The 17,954-nt window shown below is 35.0% G+C and carries 12 protein-coding genes and 2 pseudogenes; 12 read left to right on the top strand and 2 right to left on the bottom strand.

Features of this window, described 5'->3' with window-relative positions:
- The first annotated feature begins 262 nt into the window (after positions 1 to 262).
- Positions 263 to 1,258, top strand: coding sequence for a D-cysteine desulfhydrase (locus PQF83_RS09935; protein ID WP_001046596.1), 996 nt, complete (start codon positions 263 to 265; stop codon positions 1,256 to 1,258).
- 169 nt (positions 1,259 to 1,427) lie between these two features.
- Here the strand turns inward: PQF83_RS09935 and PQF83_RS09930 are convergent, their stop codons facing one another.
- A complete protein-coding gene (locus PQF83_RS09930) occupies positions 1,428 to 1,718 on the bottom strand; it encodes a hypothetical protein (protein ID WP_001176307.1) in 291 nt (96 codons plus the stop codon).
- Between the two features lie 102 nt (positions 1,719 to 1,820).
- Here PQF83_RS09930 and PQF83_RS09925 point away from each other — a divergent pair, with 102 nt between their 5' ends.
- From PQF83_RS09925 to PQF83_RS09885, 9 genes and pseudogenes are all read left to right on the top strand, one after another.
- A complete protein-coding gene (locus PQF83_RS09925; protein ID WP_000868333.1) occupies positions 1,821 to 2,243 on the top strand; it encodes a hypothetical protein in 423 nt (140 codons plus the stop codon).
- A gap of 912 nt (positions 2,244 to 3,155) precedes the next feature.
- Positions 3,156 to 4,601, top strand: coding sequence for a L,D-transpeptidase family protein (locus PQF83_RS09920; RefSeq protein WP_001064109.1), 1,446 nt, complete (start codon positions 3,156 to 3,158; stop codon positions 4,599 to 4,601).
- 371 nt (positions 4,602 to 4,972) lie between these two features.
- Complete coding sequence (locus PQF83_RS09915; protein WP_001104100.1) at positions 4,973 to 5,188, top strand: hypothetical protein; 216 nt, start codon at positions 4,973 to 4,975, stop codon at positions 5,186 to 5,188.
- A gap of 109 nt (positions 5,189 to 5,297) precedes the next feature.
- Positions 5,298 to 5,600 (top strand): annotated as a pseudogene (locus PQF83_RS09910) (LysE family translocator); the annotation flags it as partial.
- Positions 5,601 to 6,201: 601 nt separating this feature from the next.
- On the top strand, positions 6,202 to 7,446 hold the full coding sequence (locus PQF83_RS09905; RefSeq protein WP_000678801.1) for an MFS transporter: 1,245 nt from the start codon (positions 6,202 to 6,204) through the stop codon (positions 7,444 to 7,446).
- 14 nt (positions 7,447 to 7,460) lie between these two features.
- Positions 7,461 to 8,753, top strand: coding sequence for an ATP-grasp domain-containing protein (locus PQF83_RS09900; RefSeq protein ID WP_000549726.1), 1,293 nt, complete (start codon positions 7,461 to 7,463; stop codon positions 8,751 to 8,753).
- A 551-nt stretch (positions 8,754 to 9,304) separates the two neighbouring features.
- Positions 9,305 to 9,844 carry a hypothetical protein gene (locus tag PQF83_RS09895; RefSeq protein ID WP_001100682.1) on the top strand — a complete coding sequence of 180 codons (540 nt, stop codon included), beginning with the start codon at positions 9,305 to 9,307 and terminating at the stop codon, positions 9,842 to 9,844.
- Positions 9,845 to 10,095: 251 nt separating this feature from the next.
- A pseudogene (locus PQF83_RS09890) lies at positions 10,096 to 10,173 on the top strand (DUF1259 domain-containing protein); the annotation flags it as partial.
- Positions 10,174 to 10,564: 391 nt separating this feature from the next.
- Positions 10,565 to 11,251 (top strand): YwbE family protein, encoded by a 687-nt coding sequence (locus PQF83_RS09885; protein WP_048519848.1) that lies wholly within the window; start codon positions 10,565 to 10,567, stop codon positions 11,249 to 11,251.
- 257 nt (positions 11,252 to 11,508) lie between these two features.
- Here PQF83_RS09885 and PQF83_RS09880 read toward each other — a convergent pair whose 3' ends face one another.
- Complete coding sequence (locus PQF83_RS09880; protein WP_000554439.1) at positions 11,509 to 12,111, bottom strand: hypothetical protein; 603 nt, start codon at positions 12,109 to 12,111, stop codon at positions 11,509 to 11,511.
- Between the two features lie 392 nt (positions 12,112 to 12,503).
- On the opposite strand from PQF83_RS09880, the gene PQF83_RS09875 reads away from it, so the two are divergent.
- Positions 12,504 to 13,982 carry a DHA2 family efflux MFS transporter permease subunit gene (locus tag PQF83_RS09875; RefSeq protein WP_000005131.1) on the top strand — a complete coding sequence of 493 codons (1,479 nt, stop codon included), beginning with the start codon at positions 12,504 to 12,506 and terminating at the stop codon, positions 13,980 to 13,982.
- A 446-nt stretch (positions 13,983 to 14,428) separates the two neighbouring features.
- Positions 14,429 to 17,626, top strand: coding sequence for a bifunctional P-450/NADPH--P450 reductase (gene cypD, locus PQF83_RS09870; protein ID WP_272792297.1), 3,198 nt, complete (start codon positions 14,429 to 14,431; stop codon positions 17,624 to 17,626).
- Positions 17,627 to 17,954: the final 328 nt, after the last annotated feature.

Raw genomic sequence — 17,954 nt, 5'->3', positions numbered from 1 at the left:
ATTGAAAAAATCGTTGATATATTTCAAGTTATGAACGATATATTTTAAAAATCGTCGATATAAATTTCATGTACCGTAATATGGTTAAAATCATTATTATAATTTCATGTACCGTATTGAAGATAAAACCTTTAATACAATTCCATTCGCCAAAACCGAATTCCAACACATTTTTACCCCAGAAAGATGACTTCATCATTTTTACATGTAATAATAGTATCGTTACATACATTGTGAAAGAAGTACAAAAGGAGCGTTATTCATGAATTTAGCTAAATTCCCGAGAAAAAAATATACAGAATCATATACACCAATTGAAAAATTAAACAATTTTTCTGAAGCACTTGGTGGACCGACTATTTATTTTAAACGAGATGATTTACTTGGTTTAACAGCTGGTGGTAATAAGACGAGAAAGTTAGAATTTCTAGTTGCGGATGCACAGGCGAAGGGTGCAGATACGTTAATTACAGCTGGTGGTATTCAGTCAAATCATTGCCGCCTAACACTGGCAGCTGCGGTGAAAGAGAAAATGAAATGTATTCTTGTATTAGAAGAAGGGCTTGAGCCAGAAGAGAAGCGAGACTTTAATGGAAACTATTTCTTATATCATTTACTAGGTGCTGAAAATGTCATTGTTGTACGAAACGGAGCAGATCTTATGGAAGAGATGCATAAGGTTGCGAAAGAAGTAAGTGAAAAAGGGAATACACCATATGTCATTCCAGTTGGTGGATCAAATCCTACTGGCGCAATGGGATACGTTGCTTGTGCGCAAGAAATTATGGCGCAATCATTCGACCAAGGAATTGATTTCAGTTCAGTCATTTGCGTAAGCGGTAGCGGCGGCATGCACGCTGGGTTAATTACAGGTTTTGCTGGAACACAAAGTAACATCCCAGTAATCGGAATTAACGTAAGTAGAGGAAAAGCAGAGCAAGAAGAGAAAGTAGCAAAACTTGTAGATGAAACGTCAGCTCACGTTGGTATTCCAAACTTTATCCCGCGCGAAGCTGTTACATGCTTTGATGAATATGTAGGGCCAGGTTACGCGTTACCAACGCCAGAAATGGTGGAAGCAGTGCAGCTGTTAGCAAAAACTGAAGGTATTTTACTTGATCCAGTATACACAGGTAAAGCAGTAGCGGGATTAATCGACTTAATTAGAAAAGGTACATTTAATAAAGAAGACAACATTTTATTCGTACATTCAGGTGGTTCACCAGCTTTATATGCGAATACATTTTTATTCGCGTAAGTGTGAAAAAGCATTGGGTATCCAATGCTTTTTGTTATATACTGGAATTGTTAGGAGGCCAGAAGGGGGAGTATATGAGTTCAAACTTAAAATGGATGATATACACGATACTCGGTATTTTTATTTTATTAATTTTATTTGTAGCTTATGGAGTTTATTTATATTTCACTTAAGTGAAATGGTAACCGAACCAAAGGAAGAATAAAATAATTGCTGTATTAAATAGAGTAAAACATAACCCGATGATGGCTAAAATTTTTTTCTCAGCTCGGCTACAAAAAGAGATGACCGCTAATAGGATCGCTATGACAGCGGAAGCTAATATGAAGTAGGCGAAAGGCACGATATATTCTACTCCAACTCTGTCTAAAATAGGTGTGAAAAGAAAGAGATTAATAGTAACGAATATACTTGCAAAGAGAAACGTATAGCTTTTCCAAGTGTATGTTTTTAACTGCATGGAACGATACTCCTTTCTCTTTATTATTTATATTTTTAAGTCTAAATTAATTACCTTTATTTTACAAAATAAAATATTTTGTATTGAAAAGAGGGTATTAATATGAAAGTTAGAAATTGGCCTCTAGTTATGATTAGTATCTGTATATTCATAATAACCGGCTGTTCAAATATACTAGGAAATGAAGAGCAAAGAATTGAAGTGCAAAAAGATATTGGTGATAATGAATATGAAGATTTTAAGGTAGTGACAGATAATAATGAAGTGATGCAAGTAAAGAAAATATTAAAGGATACTATTTTTGAAAATAAAAAAGTGGAAATGTCTCGTCCAGCTGATTATCATTTTATTTTTCAATTTAAAAATCCGAAAATAGAGGCGAAAGCTGTGTTGTATCAAATTTGGATAAGTCCTAATAAGGATACAGTGGAAATCATCTCGGGTGGTAATCGGTACGCTCAATTAGAAGAAAAAAATGCAGCTACTTTGTTTCGGATTGTTACAGGGGAAAAGTTAGCTGAGTAAACTATATTGGATTATAGGGATTCAGTTCATATTTTTCATTTTGAGAGATAATTAGTTTTCAACAATAATAGCTATCTTTTTATGTTGGAATAAACATTGAGAATCGGATAAAATGGAAATTAGACATTGGATTCATGCTCCTTAAGGTGTGCTTTAATCTGCCAACGGATAATAAAACTAGGAAATATATTGTTTTTATAAAGATTCGATGTTATGTTTAGTTTTCTTAATATAATATTTCCCTTATATAGGAGTGGCTATTTGAAGAAATTAATAGTATTAGTTTTATTGGCTACATGCTGTCTCACTATTGCAGGATGTTCTAATAATAGGGTTACAACAAAGGATGAGTCTAAAAATTCAACACCTGTAAAGATTAAACGTATCAATAAAGCGTGGTATAAACATATATAATAGTTTTCAAGAAACTTGAAATTGTTGATGATAAAGATATCATAAGGTGAAATTAGTTAGGCAGATTAGAGGGTGTGAAACCTGGTGACAAGCAGGAAGCATGGTTCGCATTTAAATTAATAAAATATGCGGCATTAAAATATTCACAAAAAAGAGTCTACATGTAGGTCATTTTTTGTGGATATTTTTCATAAATAAGAGATATTCTATGCTGCCTGTCTCTAACTTGGACCTTCTAAAAATTACTTTACTAGGTTAAAATGTTTATAGAGTATCATCCTTCAAAATGCGATGGGTCCCATAATAACTCGATTGATGTGGTCCTTTTTCGCGTTATTTACTATCTTTATATATCTTTCTATTAAAAAATCTAACTTTAATAGATTAAATGAGATAAAACCTAGTTAAAAACAATGAAATTTCAGGAAAAATAAGGTACACTATTCAATGGTTTTGGTTTAAAATCAATTGACGTTAATGTATACGGGGGAAAGATTGATGAACAACAATACAGTAAATGAATCTGTTGAAGAAGTTGAGAAAAAACGGGTAAGATCCAAAAAACGTTTTACAAATTGGAAGCTTATCGCAGCAGGTGGCGGTGTACTTGCACTTCTCCTTGGGGGAATGAGTTATTATCAGGCAACTCACTTCAATTCAAATGTTACGATTAATGATACAAAAGTCGGTGGTATGAGCGCTGATGAGGCAATACAGAAATTAAAAACATCTGGACTAGCAAACAAAGTTTATATTGATCAACAACAAATTTTAAATGAAAAAGAGACAAAAACGGAACTGACGGAAAAAGATTTGCCGCAAGTTAAGAAACTATTAAAAAGCCAGTGGACATTTTTCCCTTCTTCAAAGGAAAAAGATTATTCATTGCTACCAAAAAAGGCAGAGCAGTATCGTAGTGAAACGATGAAAAAACTTGTAGAAGAAAAGCTCGTGTCTATGAATGAAAAATTAAAGGCACCTCAAGATGCTATGGCGAAGCTTGAACAAGGAAAAATTGTTATTTCGAAGAGCGTTGATGGAAAACAGTACGACGTTACGAGTTTACTAAAAGATTACGATAAGCAGAAGCATAAAAGCGAAATTCATTTAAAGTCTGCATACATACAGCCTATTAAAGAAAACGATCCGATTATTAAAAAAGAAGAGAAAGCATTACAGAATCTTCTTACGCAGTCTGTTGATTATAAAGTGCAAAATGAAGTGTATTCATTAAAAGCAAAAGATTTAATTCAAAATGCCACTATGTCAAAGGATATGAAAGTGACAATCGATGCGAGCGATATTAAGAATAAGGTTGCTGAAATTAATAAGGCTAAATCTACATTACATAAAGACTTCGCTTTTAAAACACATTCTGGTTCGGTTATATCAGTAAAAGGACAAGGATACGGCTGGGCACTAGATGTGGAAAAAGAGACAAAACAAGTTGGGCAAGCCTTTGAAAAAGGCGAAAAATCACTTTCTGCTTCTAACATTCACGGGAATGGTTGGGAGAAAGAAGGGATCGGTTATAAAACAACATCGAATAATGGTATCGGAGACACATATGCAGAAGTTTCAATTGCAGATCAACAAATTTGGATTTACAAAGATGGGAAATTAGTCCTCACAACAAATGTAGTAACGGGTAAACATAGCACAGGTGAAGATACATCACCAGGTGTGTGGTACGTTCTATACAAACGAACACCATATACGCTAAGAGGTAGCGCAGTAGGGAAAGCTGATTATGCAGTGAAAGTAGATTACTGGGTTCCATTCACAAATAGCGGTCAAGGATTCCACGATGCTGGCTGGCGAAAAGACTGGGGAAGTAATGCTTATTTAACAGGAGGATCAGGCGGTTGTGTAAACCTCCTTCCTAATGTTGCAAAAACTGTTTATGATAGTTTGAACACGTATGATCCAGTTATCGTGTACTAGAAAATAGGTACGTATTAAGAACTTAAACGAATAAATAAAGCACCTGATGGTACATGAAAAAACACCTCTTGCATTCGCATACAAAGTGTGCAAATGCAATGGAGGTGTTTTTGTTTGAATACAAGAGTTTATTGCTTATAAGAAGTAAAGTGGAGAGAGATTCAGATGAAGAAACAGGTTTTCAAATAGTCAATAAAATTGACACTGAATATCATTTTCATTTATGATGGAATCGTCGTATGTAATTGGACATGAATTTTATGAAAAAGTCTATTTCTTATATTCATATAATAGATTTCTATTAAGGTATCACATTCAAGAACTATTACTAAATCTTTTAAGAACTTAAACGTAGGAAAGGATAATATAAAATGAACTGGAAAAAAGGCGGATTATGGGTTATTATTTTTTTCGTTGTAAAAGGCACAATTTCTACACTTTTAATCGTTACAGGTGCTAAATATTTTGATTTGTCATTTATGCAACTTTTCGTACTAATATTGATCTTATTACTGATTTCTCTCATAAGTCGAAAATTACTGTATAGACATAAACAAAACAAAAAGCAAAAAGAGCTAAATATATAAGGAAGCCCCAGAGACCTTTGGATTTCTGGGGTTTTATTTATTCAATAGTGAGTTTTGGCTCCGTGATACGAATGGTACACCCCATCAGTTTTATCGGTTGTAAATCAAAAGAAAGATACATTTACAAGGACTCTTAACAAGTCTTACGAATCCAAAAGTCTCTTTATTCTTTATTGCGTTTCTGCCGCAGTTTATAGATACAAAGGCTTCAGATCCTATACCTTTTATCATTTTAGGAATTACTTTTACAGTAACTGGACTATTGTGGTGTTTATTTGTTGCTTATTTCTCTTCCTATGTCACCAAAAAATTAAGAGGAAATCAAAAGGTAGGAATGATTCTAAATAAAGTAACAGGACTGATTTTTATTGGGATGGGGTTAAAGTTGCTTCAAACAAAGGCTCCTCAATAAACATGAATAAAAAAAAATGCCCCCTTCAAGAGTTGTTATCTTTGCTTTAAGCTAATTTCTATATATTAAAAAACCCCTTCAAATTTTGAAGGGGTTTTTTTGCATGTTATTTTGGTTTATCTAAAAATTTATTTTATAGTGAATGATCTATTTTAATCAATTGTCATGTGAATATGTCCTCCAATGACAAGGTTAAATCCATTCATTTCGTCATCGTAGCTTCGTTATCTTGCTATTACATTCCAAAATGCGTACAATAGCGTGCCTTCAAGGTTATACTGATGCTGGAGGTGATTCAAAGTGACATACGATTGGAAAATGAATTCGAAACAAACTAATTCACAATCAGATTCTTACAAGTGAATTCCATCAGTATACCATTTGGTTTATAAACGAATGTGGAAGTATCTTTCGGAAGATGAGCTTTTCATTAGCTAGAAGATTTTTAAACATCTAGTCATCATTTGAAACTAAAATCGTTTTTATATTAGGTTTCGAATTTTTATGTGGTACAGACATTAGTTGAAAGGTAGGTTTCGCCTGCTTTGACTTATATCGCAAACTTGATAATTTATAAAGCTGGATTTGACGGGGGGATATTATGAAAGGTAGCAATCATTTTAATTTTCACAAGCTTTGGTTAGGACAGTCTATAAGTTTATTAGGTACTCAGTTTACAATAGTAGCTTTGCCGCTTTTTGCATTAGAGGTGTTACAAACAAGTGAAGCAAATGCTGCTATACTTCGTGGGGTTATATTCGTCCCTTATCTAATTTTTGGGTTAGTAGCCGGTGCTTTAATAGACATTTTTCATAGGAAAAATATTTTGCTAATTTGTAGTATATGTCAAGGAGTATTGTTTTTATCAGTATTCATACTGACTGTAACAAATATTATAACGTTCCCCTTATTGGTAGTTGTCATGTTTTTAAATGGAATATTCACCACATTTTACAACATCGCTATTCCTTCTTTCTTACCGGAAATAGTAACAGATAAAGACAACTTAAAAAAAGGAAATGCTCAACTAGCACTTTCAGAGTCTCTTTCTATAGTAATTGGTCCTATGCTAGCTGGAATCGTCATTACTCTAGTTGGATTAACAGGTTCATTCACTGTTGACGCAGTAACTTATTTTGTTTGTTTTATGTTTGTATTATTTATTTCAAAGTTTAAACCGCATACAGAGGGTTCTTTAAAAGACGTAAATATAAAATCCATATACCAAAACATATATGAAGGTCTGATATATTTCAAAAAACACCCTGTATTAGAGCCAATTGTGACATGTGGTGCTGTTTACGGTTTTTTTAAATACATACTAAATAGTATTTTAGTAATATTCCTTTATAAGGTAATGGGTCTATCTGAAATTGAAATAGGGTTTGTTGTAGGTTCAGCAGCGGTCGGATTTTTAATAGGTAATACGGTTCTCATGAAAAAAAGTCAACAAATTAATAATACAAAAATGCTTATTTATAGCGCTACTGTATCAGTTACCGGTTTGGCTTTTATACCGATAATGGGATATATGGGAACAATTTACGGTATAGTAGCCGCAAGTATTATACATGGTATGGGAGAAGGTGTATTTGGCCCTTACGCCGCAACTATACGACAACTTGCCTCACCAAATCACATGCTGGGCCGAGTAAATGCTGTACAGCGCACGCTTAATTGGGGAGCTTGGGCATTGGGAAGTTTTGCTAGTGCACTTTTAATTTCTATATTCGGGCTTCAAATTACATTATTTATAGGGGGATTTGGAACAACATTGTGTTTAGTGGCGTTGTTAAGACGAGGCATATTAAAAGGAACTGACATTGAATATACGAGTTCATTTTAGGGGAGCTGATATTGATGCATAAGGTATTAAAAGGAACTGACATAGAAAATAAACCACATATTTTATTTATAGGGGGATGGACAAAGCCTATACAAGATGCATTAGACAGTGGGTACACTGTTTCCTATATAGGATCTTACGCTAGACACATATATTTTGATGGATTTATCTTAGAAAAATGTTTCTATAAAAAAGAAATAGATACAACAAACATACCCTTATCTATATACTATGCTGAAGAATTATTTAAAGAGAAACCTTTTGATGTGGTTGTATCTTTCAACGAAACAGCATTAGATACGGCTTGTATAATTGCAAAGATTTTTAATGTTAAAGGACCTTCTTACAATGCTAATATGATAACTCGTAATAAAGACATGATGCGTGAAATTCTAGCAGGTAAAGACTTTTCGATAGATTCGACAGTTTGTAATAATACTGAAGATATTAATGAATTTTTGAATAAAAAAGATAGTGTTATAATAAAGCCGCCGATTGGGGCAGGGGGTAAAGGAGTATGTAAGCTAGACTCGGGAGATGACGTAGGGGTATTTATTGAAGAAAATGGTATTCAACTACCTGTTTTAGTGGAAGAGTATATTGCAGGTGATATAGTTTATACGGTTGAAACCGTTTCTTATAACAAAAAACATTCTATACTTGCTATCTCAGCTGAAGTATGTAAAGAAGATACATTTCTAATAAACTATACGATTATGCCGGCACCTATAGATGAATCTCAAAAACAATTAATTATGGAGAAAGTAATGATGTTTTTGAACGACATGCAAATGGAAAATGGCATTACTCATACAGAAATAAAGTTAGACAAACAAAATAAGCCAATAATTATAGAGTCTCAAGTTAGAATAGGTGGGGGCAACATCTGGAAGATGGTGGAACTAACAACTGGCATATCTCAATTTGGATACTATTATGATGCGCTAAATACTGAGACTATAGATGAATTTAGATGTGTACCTTCAAAATGTCATGCTATGTCTTTAAGCTTGATTCCAAAACCAGGTTGCTTAAAAGAAATCAAGTATAAAGGGCTAACTAACATATCCGAGGTCGTATTAATTGATCTAGTAGTAAAAGAGGGCGATACCATACCAACTATTATAGATAGCACGCAACGCAAAGGGGCTATATTATTTATGGCTAATGATATAAAACATATGTATGAAGTTGCAGAGGAAATATGTAACAACATAACGTTTGTTTATGAGGATTTCTCAGAATGGAAACCTTCTTTTAAAAAAATATATGTAAAAAGAAATGTGGCAAATGACTGGTCTATATAACAAAGGATAATTTAAATCACATGTCTCTATTAACCAAAAATCGAATAAAAATGTATTAGCTAGAGCCATGTTTTTTGATGAAAATGACGAGTTTATATAACGAGTCCTTCAAGATCAATTACAATGAGCCGGTTTATCCTTAGTAGGACAAAAATTGGCTTTTTTGTATGAAAATGTGCTTAGTGTGGTTTTTGTTCGAAATACTGGAGAAATCCCATTGCTATCATGTAAAGAAATACATTCTTCCCTAAAATGAAATTTTAGTTTGATAGCGACGAGCTACTGATTGTGGAAAATCTCCAGGCTTCTATTAGCTGCTTAGTTGAAGAATTTGTTCCATAGCTCTTAAGGTATTGTAATATAAATAATAAAATTATCCTTCTGCCATTCATTTAAGTGGCTCAATCTCTACATCTTATGAATTCCCTGAAAGTACTAAAACTACGCAAAATAATTAACCATCCTATGCAATAAAGTTACTCCACTAAAGGGCCATATTGTGGTACTGTTAAGGAAAAGCGAGTAATTGCGTTGTACAAGGGGGTGTTGGGGTGAATGTAATTGCGTGGTTGATCGTTGCTTGTGAAATAGGGTTTTGGGTTGTTATAACTTTAGGTCTGCTCACACGATATATCCTTAAGAAAAATAAATTAGGATTGTTTTTCCTAGCTTTAACACCTGTTATTGATTTAATTTTATTAGTTGTTACGGGTGTGGACTTGTATCGTGGTGCGACTGCTACCCAAGTGCATGCAATAGCTGCTGTTTATATTGGAATCTCAATCGCATTCGGTAGGAGTATGATTGAGTGGGCTGATATACGCTTTCAATATTATGTGATGAAACAAGGAGCGAAACCAGTTAAAAGATTTGGCATGGATTATGCAAAACACTACTTTAAAAGCTGGGGACAACATGTGCTTGCTTTTCTAATAGGTGCCGGAATTTTATTTGTCTTAATCTATTTAATTAACGATTCTTCGCGAACAGAAGTGTTGGCTGGCTTTCTAAAAGTATGGACACTTGTGTTGGGTATCGATCTTTTGATTGCCATAAGCAATTTTATTTGGCCGAAAAGGAAAAAAGGGTAACAATTTAATAATATCGCAATTGGGCGCGATTGTTGAGCAAACACAGGTAGAAAAATGATTAAACTTTTTTATGAAAAATGATTCACTAACAACAAAAAAACCAAGCATTTTGACCGAGTTTTTTTTCGGAATATTTTGTTTTTATATCAAAAAATCAATTTTTGTAGCATGCTTTTGATCAAACTTTATTACAAACCAACAGCATTTATGGCAAGCTTATGGGTTAATAATTAATCCACGGCGAAGGTATGTTGATTTACGTTAATATTGAAGACGTTGATGATCCACTAAGCTTCGCAAGGAAAGTTAGAAGAGCGTTATGCAATTAACCTATTTATTAAGTTAGATGAGCAATAGGAAAGGATCTTTCGATGGAAAATCCTTTCCTATTATTCGTAAGTAATAGATTATGCTAATTAAAATATCTCGGATTATTAATGCTTTTTCAATGGTTTCACTAAATACTTGAGAAAGCCTCTTTCCATTTTTTGCTTCAAGTTCTTTCATACATAAGATGAAGATTTTTATGAATTAGGTTTACTTGACTAGCAGACGAACGTATTTTTTGCAAGAATCGACATAATAATCTCCATTTTTATCGTAGTATCAGTGCTTAGTAGAAAATAAATATATACGACAAATTTTGACAAAGAAAGGATTGTATTTTTGTTATGCTATGAAAGTTATTGATTTGTAATGTGTATATAGGAGGATTTTTAAATGTCAAAGAAATTGTTATTATTTGCACTTATGAGTTTATGTGTAATTGCTTTAAGTGCTTGTAAAGGTAATGAAGAAAAGTTAAAGGGCGCGCCAAATGAGCAAAAAGTGGATGAAGACAAAAAAGTAGAAGAAGAAAAACGTAAACAAGAAGAGCAACAAAAAGCAGAAGAAGAAAAACGTAAACAAGAAGAGCAACAAAGAGCAGAAGAAGAGAAACGTAAACAAGAAGAGCAGCAAAGAGTAGAAGAAGAAAAACGTAAGCAAGAAGAGCAACAAAAAGCAGAAGAAGAAAAACGTAAACAAGAAGAGCAACAAAAAGCAGAAGAAGAGAAACGTAAACAAGAAGAGCAGCAAAGAGTAGAAGAAGAAAAACGTAAGCAAGAAGAGCAACAAAGAGTCGCTGAAGAAAAACGCAAGCAAGAAGAGAAGAAGGCTCAGCAACAGCAATCTACACAACAGGAGAGAACACAAAAACAAGAAAAACCGACACAAGCAACAGGTGGGAAACCAACAAGATCACAAATTTCAGTTGGTTCACATGTAGTTATTCAATTGGATAATGACTATAGTAAAACTGTAAGTGGCGTTGTGAAAGATATTTTGACACATAGTGAAACACATACATACGGCATTAAAGTTCGCTTACAAGATGGACAAATTGGCCGTGTTCAAAGTGTTAAATAATGAAAAAAAGATTTGACTACTTTTCAAATAAATTAAAAAACCCGGTTCTTTCGTAAAGGAACCGGGTTTTGCATTTTGTTGGTGCTACTACACCTCTATTGATTTATCAGATACAAAATAGATGTTTTTATAATTTGAAAGACGAGGAAACGAACTTGGAGGGAGTATTAGAAGCATGTTTAAGAAGATGAAATCAATGGAGAAAAGGAACTGGTTTTTAAGTCTGGGCTATGGACCTATCCTCTCGTTCTAATCCACTAAAAAAAGAACTTCCCCATACCCATTAGACTACTAAGCATTCCAATTCCATTCATAGTGCCTTTTCCTACTGTAAGTAAGTTTCCAAGCATTCCTGGCTGACCGTAACCTCCGTTATTCCCCCATCCCATGGGACTTATCTGTCCGCCCCATCCTGGAGAGTTTCCGAAAATACCCCAGTTATTGTTACTGAATTTAAAAGCTTTAGCTGGCGGTGAGAGTAAGGCGGCAAGATGACCTTGTGCGAACATCCCTGTATGGTTGAATGGTTGAGCCCAGGGGATGGGAGGTTTTTGATAATTAAAACCTGCATGGCTTGGTAATGGGGTCCAATTAGCAGGATGTCCTTGTGGCATCATCCCTGCATAATGGATTGGCTGACCAAAAGAGAAGGGAGGAGGATCGGGAGTGAAAGTCATATAATTGGCTGGTGAATCCGAACCAATTGGATAGAAGCGACAACTCCAATCCTCACAAATCTTCAAACCACTCATTTCGTCAGCTTTATTTATTTGGGGCTGTGAATATAATGATGACATTGAATTTTGGTTATTATATTGTTCCTCGTTTTCCTTTGAATTCACATACCAATATTGGTGCATAAGCTTATTCCCCTTACTTTAAAAATGTAATGTTAGACTTAGCCTATGTAATATTTCTTTTTATGGATGGTTACATAACTAGATTTCCAAGCCTGTATTTAAAGGAATGGGTGTGTGGGCTGTCAGTAAAAAAACATGGATTAAAGTTTCGCTTTATTTTAGAAGGGTATTTTCATTAGCTCTTTTTGTTTATTTTAGCCTAATGTAATTTCGGTTAACAAACGTGTTTACATATTCATTCAAAATTTTAAGCTGGGTAAGTAGAATTGCTAAAAAGAGAATATCCATTCGAAGAGTTTGGCAAAATACTGCAAGGGTAATAAATTCTCGTGCAAATATGCAAACGAGTTAAATTAATCAATGGAATTGATAATGAAGGGGTAAATCAATCTATGAGTGAAACGTTACATAAAAGAAAACCACCATATGTAATGCTTGTAATCCTTTTTATTGGGGCATTTGTTTCATTTCTAAATAACTCGCTTTTAAATGTGGCCTTGCCATCAATAATGAAGGATTTAGAAATTCAAGATTATTCAACGATCCAGTGGCTTTCTACAGGATATATGCTTGTAAGTGGTATATTAATTCCGGCATCAGCATTTTTAATAACCCGCTTCTCCAATAGGAGTTTATTTATTACATCCATGTTGATTTTTATCCTTGGTACGGCTTTAGCGGCTGTAGCACCGAACTTCGGTTTATTACTTACTGGTCGGATGGTTCAAGCAGCAGGTTCTTCAGTGATGGGACCTTTGTTAATGAATATTATGCTAGTAAGCTTTCCGAGAGAAAAAAGGGGAACAGCAATGGGGATTTTTGGGTTAGTTATGATTACAGCTCCAGCAATTGGACCGACACTATCAGGTTATATTGTAGAGTATTATGACTGGCGTTTGCTTTTTGAAATGATTTTACCGCTAGCAATCATTAGCTTACTGTTAGGGATTTGGAAATCTGAGAATGTCATGAGACAAAACAAAAATGCAAAACTTGATTATCTTTCATTACTATTATCTTCTGTCGGTTTTGGCGGTTTGTTATATGGATTTAGTTCTGCAAGCTCCGATGGTTGGACAAATAAAGTTGTCGTAATAACCTTAATCATAGGCGCTATTGCCCTAATTGCATTCATTATTCGTCAATTAAAAATGAATGAACCGTTATTGGATTTACGTGTTTATAAGTACCCAATGTTTGCACTTGCGTCTGTAATTGCAATTGTTAATGCGGTGGCTATGTTTTCGGGGATGATTTTAACACCGGCTTATGTACAAAATGTCCGTGGTATTTCGCCGCTGAGCTCTGGGCTGATGATGCTTCCAGGTGCGGTAATAATGGGAGTTATGTCACCGATTACAGGTAAACTATTTGATAAATATGGCCCTCGGCTACTTGGTATAGTAGGACTTTCCATTACAGCTGTTTCAACTTATATGTTGGCAAATCTGCAAATCGATTCTAGTCACACACATATTATTCTTATTTACACACTGCGGATGTTTGGGATGGCGATGGTGATGATGCCACTTATGACAAATGGCCTTAATCAATTGCCAACGCGCTTAAATCCGCACGGTACAGCTGTTAATAATACAGCTCAACAAGTATCCGGTTCGATTGGTACTGCTATTCTTGTTACGATTATGAATTCTGTAACAAAAACAAAAGCTGAAAGTTTAATGGCTCATGTAGATCCAACAACCTTTACAGAAGCTACGAAGGCAATGGTAACGCAGAAGGCTTTGTTATCCGGAATTCAGCATTCATTCTATGTAGCGCTTGGCATGAATGTTGTTGCGCTACTATTAGTTTTTTTCGTTAAACGTGTAGATACAAGCGCGGAAGCTGTCGAGAGGTTAAATCGATAGAGCAAAATAAAAATCGAGATGATGATTTCTACTAAAAGGGGAAAAGAGATGAAAGAAAAAGTGAAATAATTACACAGAATGAAAAAGGATTTGATATGAATATCAAATCCTTTTTCATTAGCAACAGAGTATACTTGCTTATCGTATTTGTTTGAATTGACATGAGAAACTACTGGTTTCCCTAATACTACAATCTTTAGCTCTCAATTTCTAATAAACATTATAATAATATGCCTCATTGTAATATATTATTTTTTCTGCAAGGTATAAATCTAATGTCAATAGACGGTTTAGATTACCAACCTTATAAGTAATATCATAATCGTGAATAGTTAGGGAAAAGATAAAATAAGGTAATCAATTACATAACTTTATTCCAGGCGATTCATTGCTATCTTCTTTTTATTGAATGGGATATTTTAGTATTTTTTGAAAGGGTGTTTGTAATGGATAAAAAAGTATCTGCCATTCCTCAGCCGAAAACATATGGACCGCTGGGGAATCTCCCATTAATCGATAAAGATAAACCGACTCTATCGTTTATTAAGCTGGCAGAAGAGTATGGTCCTATTTTTCAAATTCAAACTTTAAGTGATACCATCATTGTCGTTTCTGGACATGAACTGGTAGCGGAAGTTTGTGATGAAACAAGATTTGATAAAAGTATAGAGGGTGCTTTAGCAAAGGTTCGTGCCTTTGCTGGAGACGGACTATTTACAAGCGAGACTGACGAGCCTAACTGGAAAAAAGCTCATAATATTTTGATGCCTACATTCAGTCAACGGGCAATGAAAGATTATCATGCTATGATGGTCGATATTGCCGTGCAACTCGTTCAAAAATGGGCAAGACTGAATCCGAATGAAAATGTAGATGTCCCAGGGGATATGACTCGCCTTACATTAGATACAATTGGTCTATGTGGTTTTAATTACCGATTCAATAGCTTTTATCGTGAGACCTCTCATCCTTTTATCACTAGCATGACCCGTGCTCTAGATGAGGCGATGCACCAATTGCAGAGACTGGATATAGAAGACAAACTCATGTGGAGAACGAAACGTCAATTTCAGCATGATATTCAATCTATGTTTTCTTTAGTAGATAATATTATTGCTGAACGTAAAAGTAGTGGAAATCAGGAAGAAAATGATTTACTTTCCCGTATGTTAAATGTGCAGGATCCGGAAACGGGTGAAAAATTAGATGATGAAAATATTCGTTTCCAAATTATTACCTTTTTAATAGCTGGGCATGAAACAACAAGTGGATTATTATCTTTTGCAATCTATTTTTTATTAAAGAATCCGGATAAATTGAAAAAAGCCTATGAAGAAGTAGACCGTGTTTTGACAGATCCCACTCCAACATACCAACAAGTTATGAAGCTTAAGTATATACGGATGATTTTAAATGAATCACTACGTCTATGGCCGACTGCTCCAGCATTCAGTCTCTATGCAAAAGAAGATACAGTAATTGGTGGGAAATATCCAATTAAGAAAGGCGAGGATCGTATTTCTGTCCTTATTCCGCAGCTACATAGGGATAAAGACGCGTGGGGAGACAATGTGGAAGAATTCCAACCTGAACGATTTGAAGAGCTGGATAAGGTTCCTCATCATGCTTATAAACCATTTGGAAATGGTCAGCGAGCATGTATCGGTATGCAGTTTGCACTTCATGAAGCGACACTCGTAATGGGAATGCTTCTTCAACATTTTGAATTCATCGATTATGAAGACTATCAGCTGGACGTAAAACAAACATTAACGCTAAAGCCTGGTGATTTTAAAATTAGGATTGTACCTCGAAATGAAACTATTAGCCATACTACTGTTCTTGCGCCTACAGAGGAGAAACTGAAAAACCATGAAACCAAGCAGCAAGTTCAGAAGACTCCTTCCATTATTGGAGCCGATAATCTTTCACTTCTTGTTCTGTATGGCTCGGATACAGGGGTAGCAGAAGGTATTGCAAGAGAACTAGCAGATACAGCTAGTTTAGAAGGTGTTCAAACGGAAGTGGCAGCTCTTAACGATCGAATTGGAAGTTTGCCGAAAGAAGGAGCGGTTCTTATTGTAACTTCTTCTTATAATGGAAAACCGCCAAGTAATGCAGGGCAGTTTGTGCAGTGGCTGGAGGAATTAAAACCGGATGAGCTAAAAGGTGTTCAATACGCAGTTTTTGGTTGTGGAGATCATAATTGGGCTAGTACTTATCAGCGAATTCCAAGATACATTGATGAGCAAATGGCTCAAAAAGGAGCAACAAGATTTTCTAAACGCGGAGAAGCAGATGCAAGTGGTGATTTCGAGGAACAGCTCGAGCAATGGAAACAAAGTATGTGGTCTGATGCGATGAAGGCATTTGGATTGGAACTTAACAAAAACATGGAGAAAGAACGCAGTACTTTGAGCCTACAATTTGTCAGCCGTCTTGGAGGATCTCCTCTTGCGCAAACATATGAAGCAGTTTATGCATCTATATTAGAAAATCGTGAACTTCAATCATCTAGCAGTGAAAGAAGCACGCGACATATTGAAATATCCTTGCCAGAAGGGGCTACATATAAAGAAGGAGACCACCTTGGGGTACTACCAATTAATAGTGAGAAAAATGTCAACCGAATTTTAAAACGCTTTGGATTAAACGGGAAGGATCAAGTCATATTAAGCGCAAGTGGGCGCAGTGTAAATCACATACCTTTAGACAGTCCTGTTCGTTTATATGACCTTCTTAGTTACAGTGTCGAAGTGCAAGAAGCAGCCACTCGAGCACAAATACGAGAAATGGTGACATTCACAGTATGCCCTCCTCATAAAAAGGAATTGGAATCATTATTGGAAGAGGGAGTTTATCAAGAACAAATATTAAAGAAACGTATTTCAATGTTAGATCTTCTTGAAAAGTATGAGGCTTGTGAAATCCGATTTGAACGCTTTTTAGAACTTCTTCCGGCGCTCAAACCGCGTTACTATTCAATTTCAAGCTCTCCACTCGTTGCACAGGATCGTCTGAGCATTACGGTCGGTGTTGTAAATGCGCCTGCATGGAGCGGGGAAGGGACATATGAAGGAGTCGCTTCTAATTATTTAGCTCAGCGTCATAATAAAGATGAGATTATCTGTTTCATTCGAACGCCACAATCAAACTTTCAATTACCTGAAAATCCAGAAACACCAATTATCATGGTTGGACCAGGTACTGGAATTGCACCATTCCGTGGATTCTTACAAGCGCGTCGCGTTCAAAAGCAAAAAGGTATGAAGGTAGGAGAAGCACATCTATACTTTGGTTGTCGTCATCCTGAAAAGGATTATCTCTATCGTACAGAACTAGAAAATGATGAAAGAGATGGATTAATCTCTTTACACACAGCTTTCTCTCGCTTAGAAGGACATCCTAAAACATATGTACAGCATATAATAAAAGAAGATAGAATCCATTTAATTTCGTTATTAGATAATGGGGCCCATCTTTATATATGTGGTGATGGAAGTAAAATGGCTCCTGACGTAGAAGATACCCTTTGTCAAGCCTATCAAGAATTTCATGAAGTTAGTGAACAAGAAGCAAGGAATTGGTTGGATCGTTTGCAAGATGAAGGGCGATATGGAAAAGATGTTTGGGCTGGTATATGAATGTTTCTTAATTAAATAAGTAATATGTAACGAATGAACGTCTTTCAAATAAGTGAATAACTCATTTATAACAATCCCGTGTTTTTATTCAATACGGGATTTTATTATTTTTAATAAGCTGGACGGATACTGTAGGAAAAGAAAAAATCTCATATGAAACTAAAGCTATATAATCTTAGTTTGATGAGTACGGTGTTAAACACGTCATTTAAAATATAAACCTTTGCGCACTGGTTGAACAGTTTTTAGCACATTGTTAAATCGCTGGGGAATTTATTAAATTAGGTATACTTTCTATAACGTATGAGATGAACTCAGAGTCAGATTT

This window comes from Bacillus sp. FF-1, from assembly GCF_028548245.1.
Lineage (GTDB): Bacteria > Bacillota > Bacilli > Bacillales > Bacillaceae_G > Bacillus_A > Bacillus_A paranthracis.
Note: the sequence above shows the minus strand (reverse complement) of the source record. Positions and strands in the feature narration are given on the sequence as shown.

Bases quoted from the DNA above. Each gene is read 5' to 3' on its own strand.
- PQF83_RS09935 (WP_001046596.1), top strand. From the start codon at position 263: ATGAATTTAGCTAAATTCCCGAGAAAAAAATATACAGAATCATATACA.
- PQF83_RS09930 (WP_001176307.1), bottom strand. From the start codon at position 1,718: ATGCAGTTAAAAACATACACTTGGAAAAGCTATACGTTTCTCTTTGCA.
- PQF83_RS09925 (WP_000868333.1), top strand. From the start codon at position 1,821: ATGAAAGTTAGAAATTGGCCTCTAGTTATGATTAGTATCTGTATATTC.
- PQF83_RS09920 (WP_001064109.1), top strand. From the start codon at position 3,156: ATGAACAACAATACAGTAAATGAATCTGTTGAAGAAGTTGAGAAAAAA.
- PQF83_RS09915 (WP_001104100.1), top strand. From the start codon at position 4,973: ATGAACTGGAAAAAAGGCGGATTATGGGTTATTATTTTTTTCGTTGTA.
- PQF83_RS09905 (WP_000678801.1), top strand. From the start codon at position 6,202: ATGAAAGGTAGCAATCATTTTAATTTTCACAAGCTTTGGTTAGGACAG.
- PQF83_RS09900 (WP_000549726.1), top strand. From the start codon at position 7,461: ATGCATAAGGTATTAAAAGGAACTGACATAGAAAATAAACCACATATT.
- PQF83_RS09885 (WP_048519848.1), top strand. From the start codon at position 10,565: ATGTCAAAGAAATTGTTATTATTTGCACTTATGAGTTTATGTGTAATT.
- PQF83_RS09880 (WP_000554439.1), bottom strand. From the start codon at position 12,111: ATGCACCAATATTGGTATGTGAATTCAAAGGAAAACGAGGAACAATAT.
- PQF83_RS09875 (WP_000005131.1), top strand. From the start codon at position 12,504: ATGAGTGAAACGTTACATAAAAGAAAACCACCATATGTAATGCTTGTA.
- cypD (WP_272792297.1), top strand. From the start codon at position 14,429: ATGGATAAAAAAGTATCTGCCATTCCTCAGCCGAAAACATATGGACCG.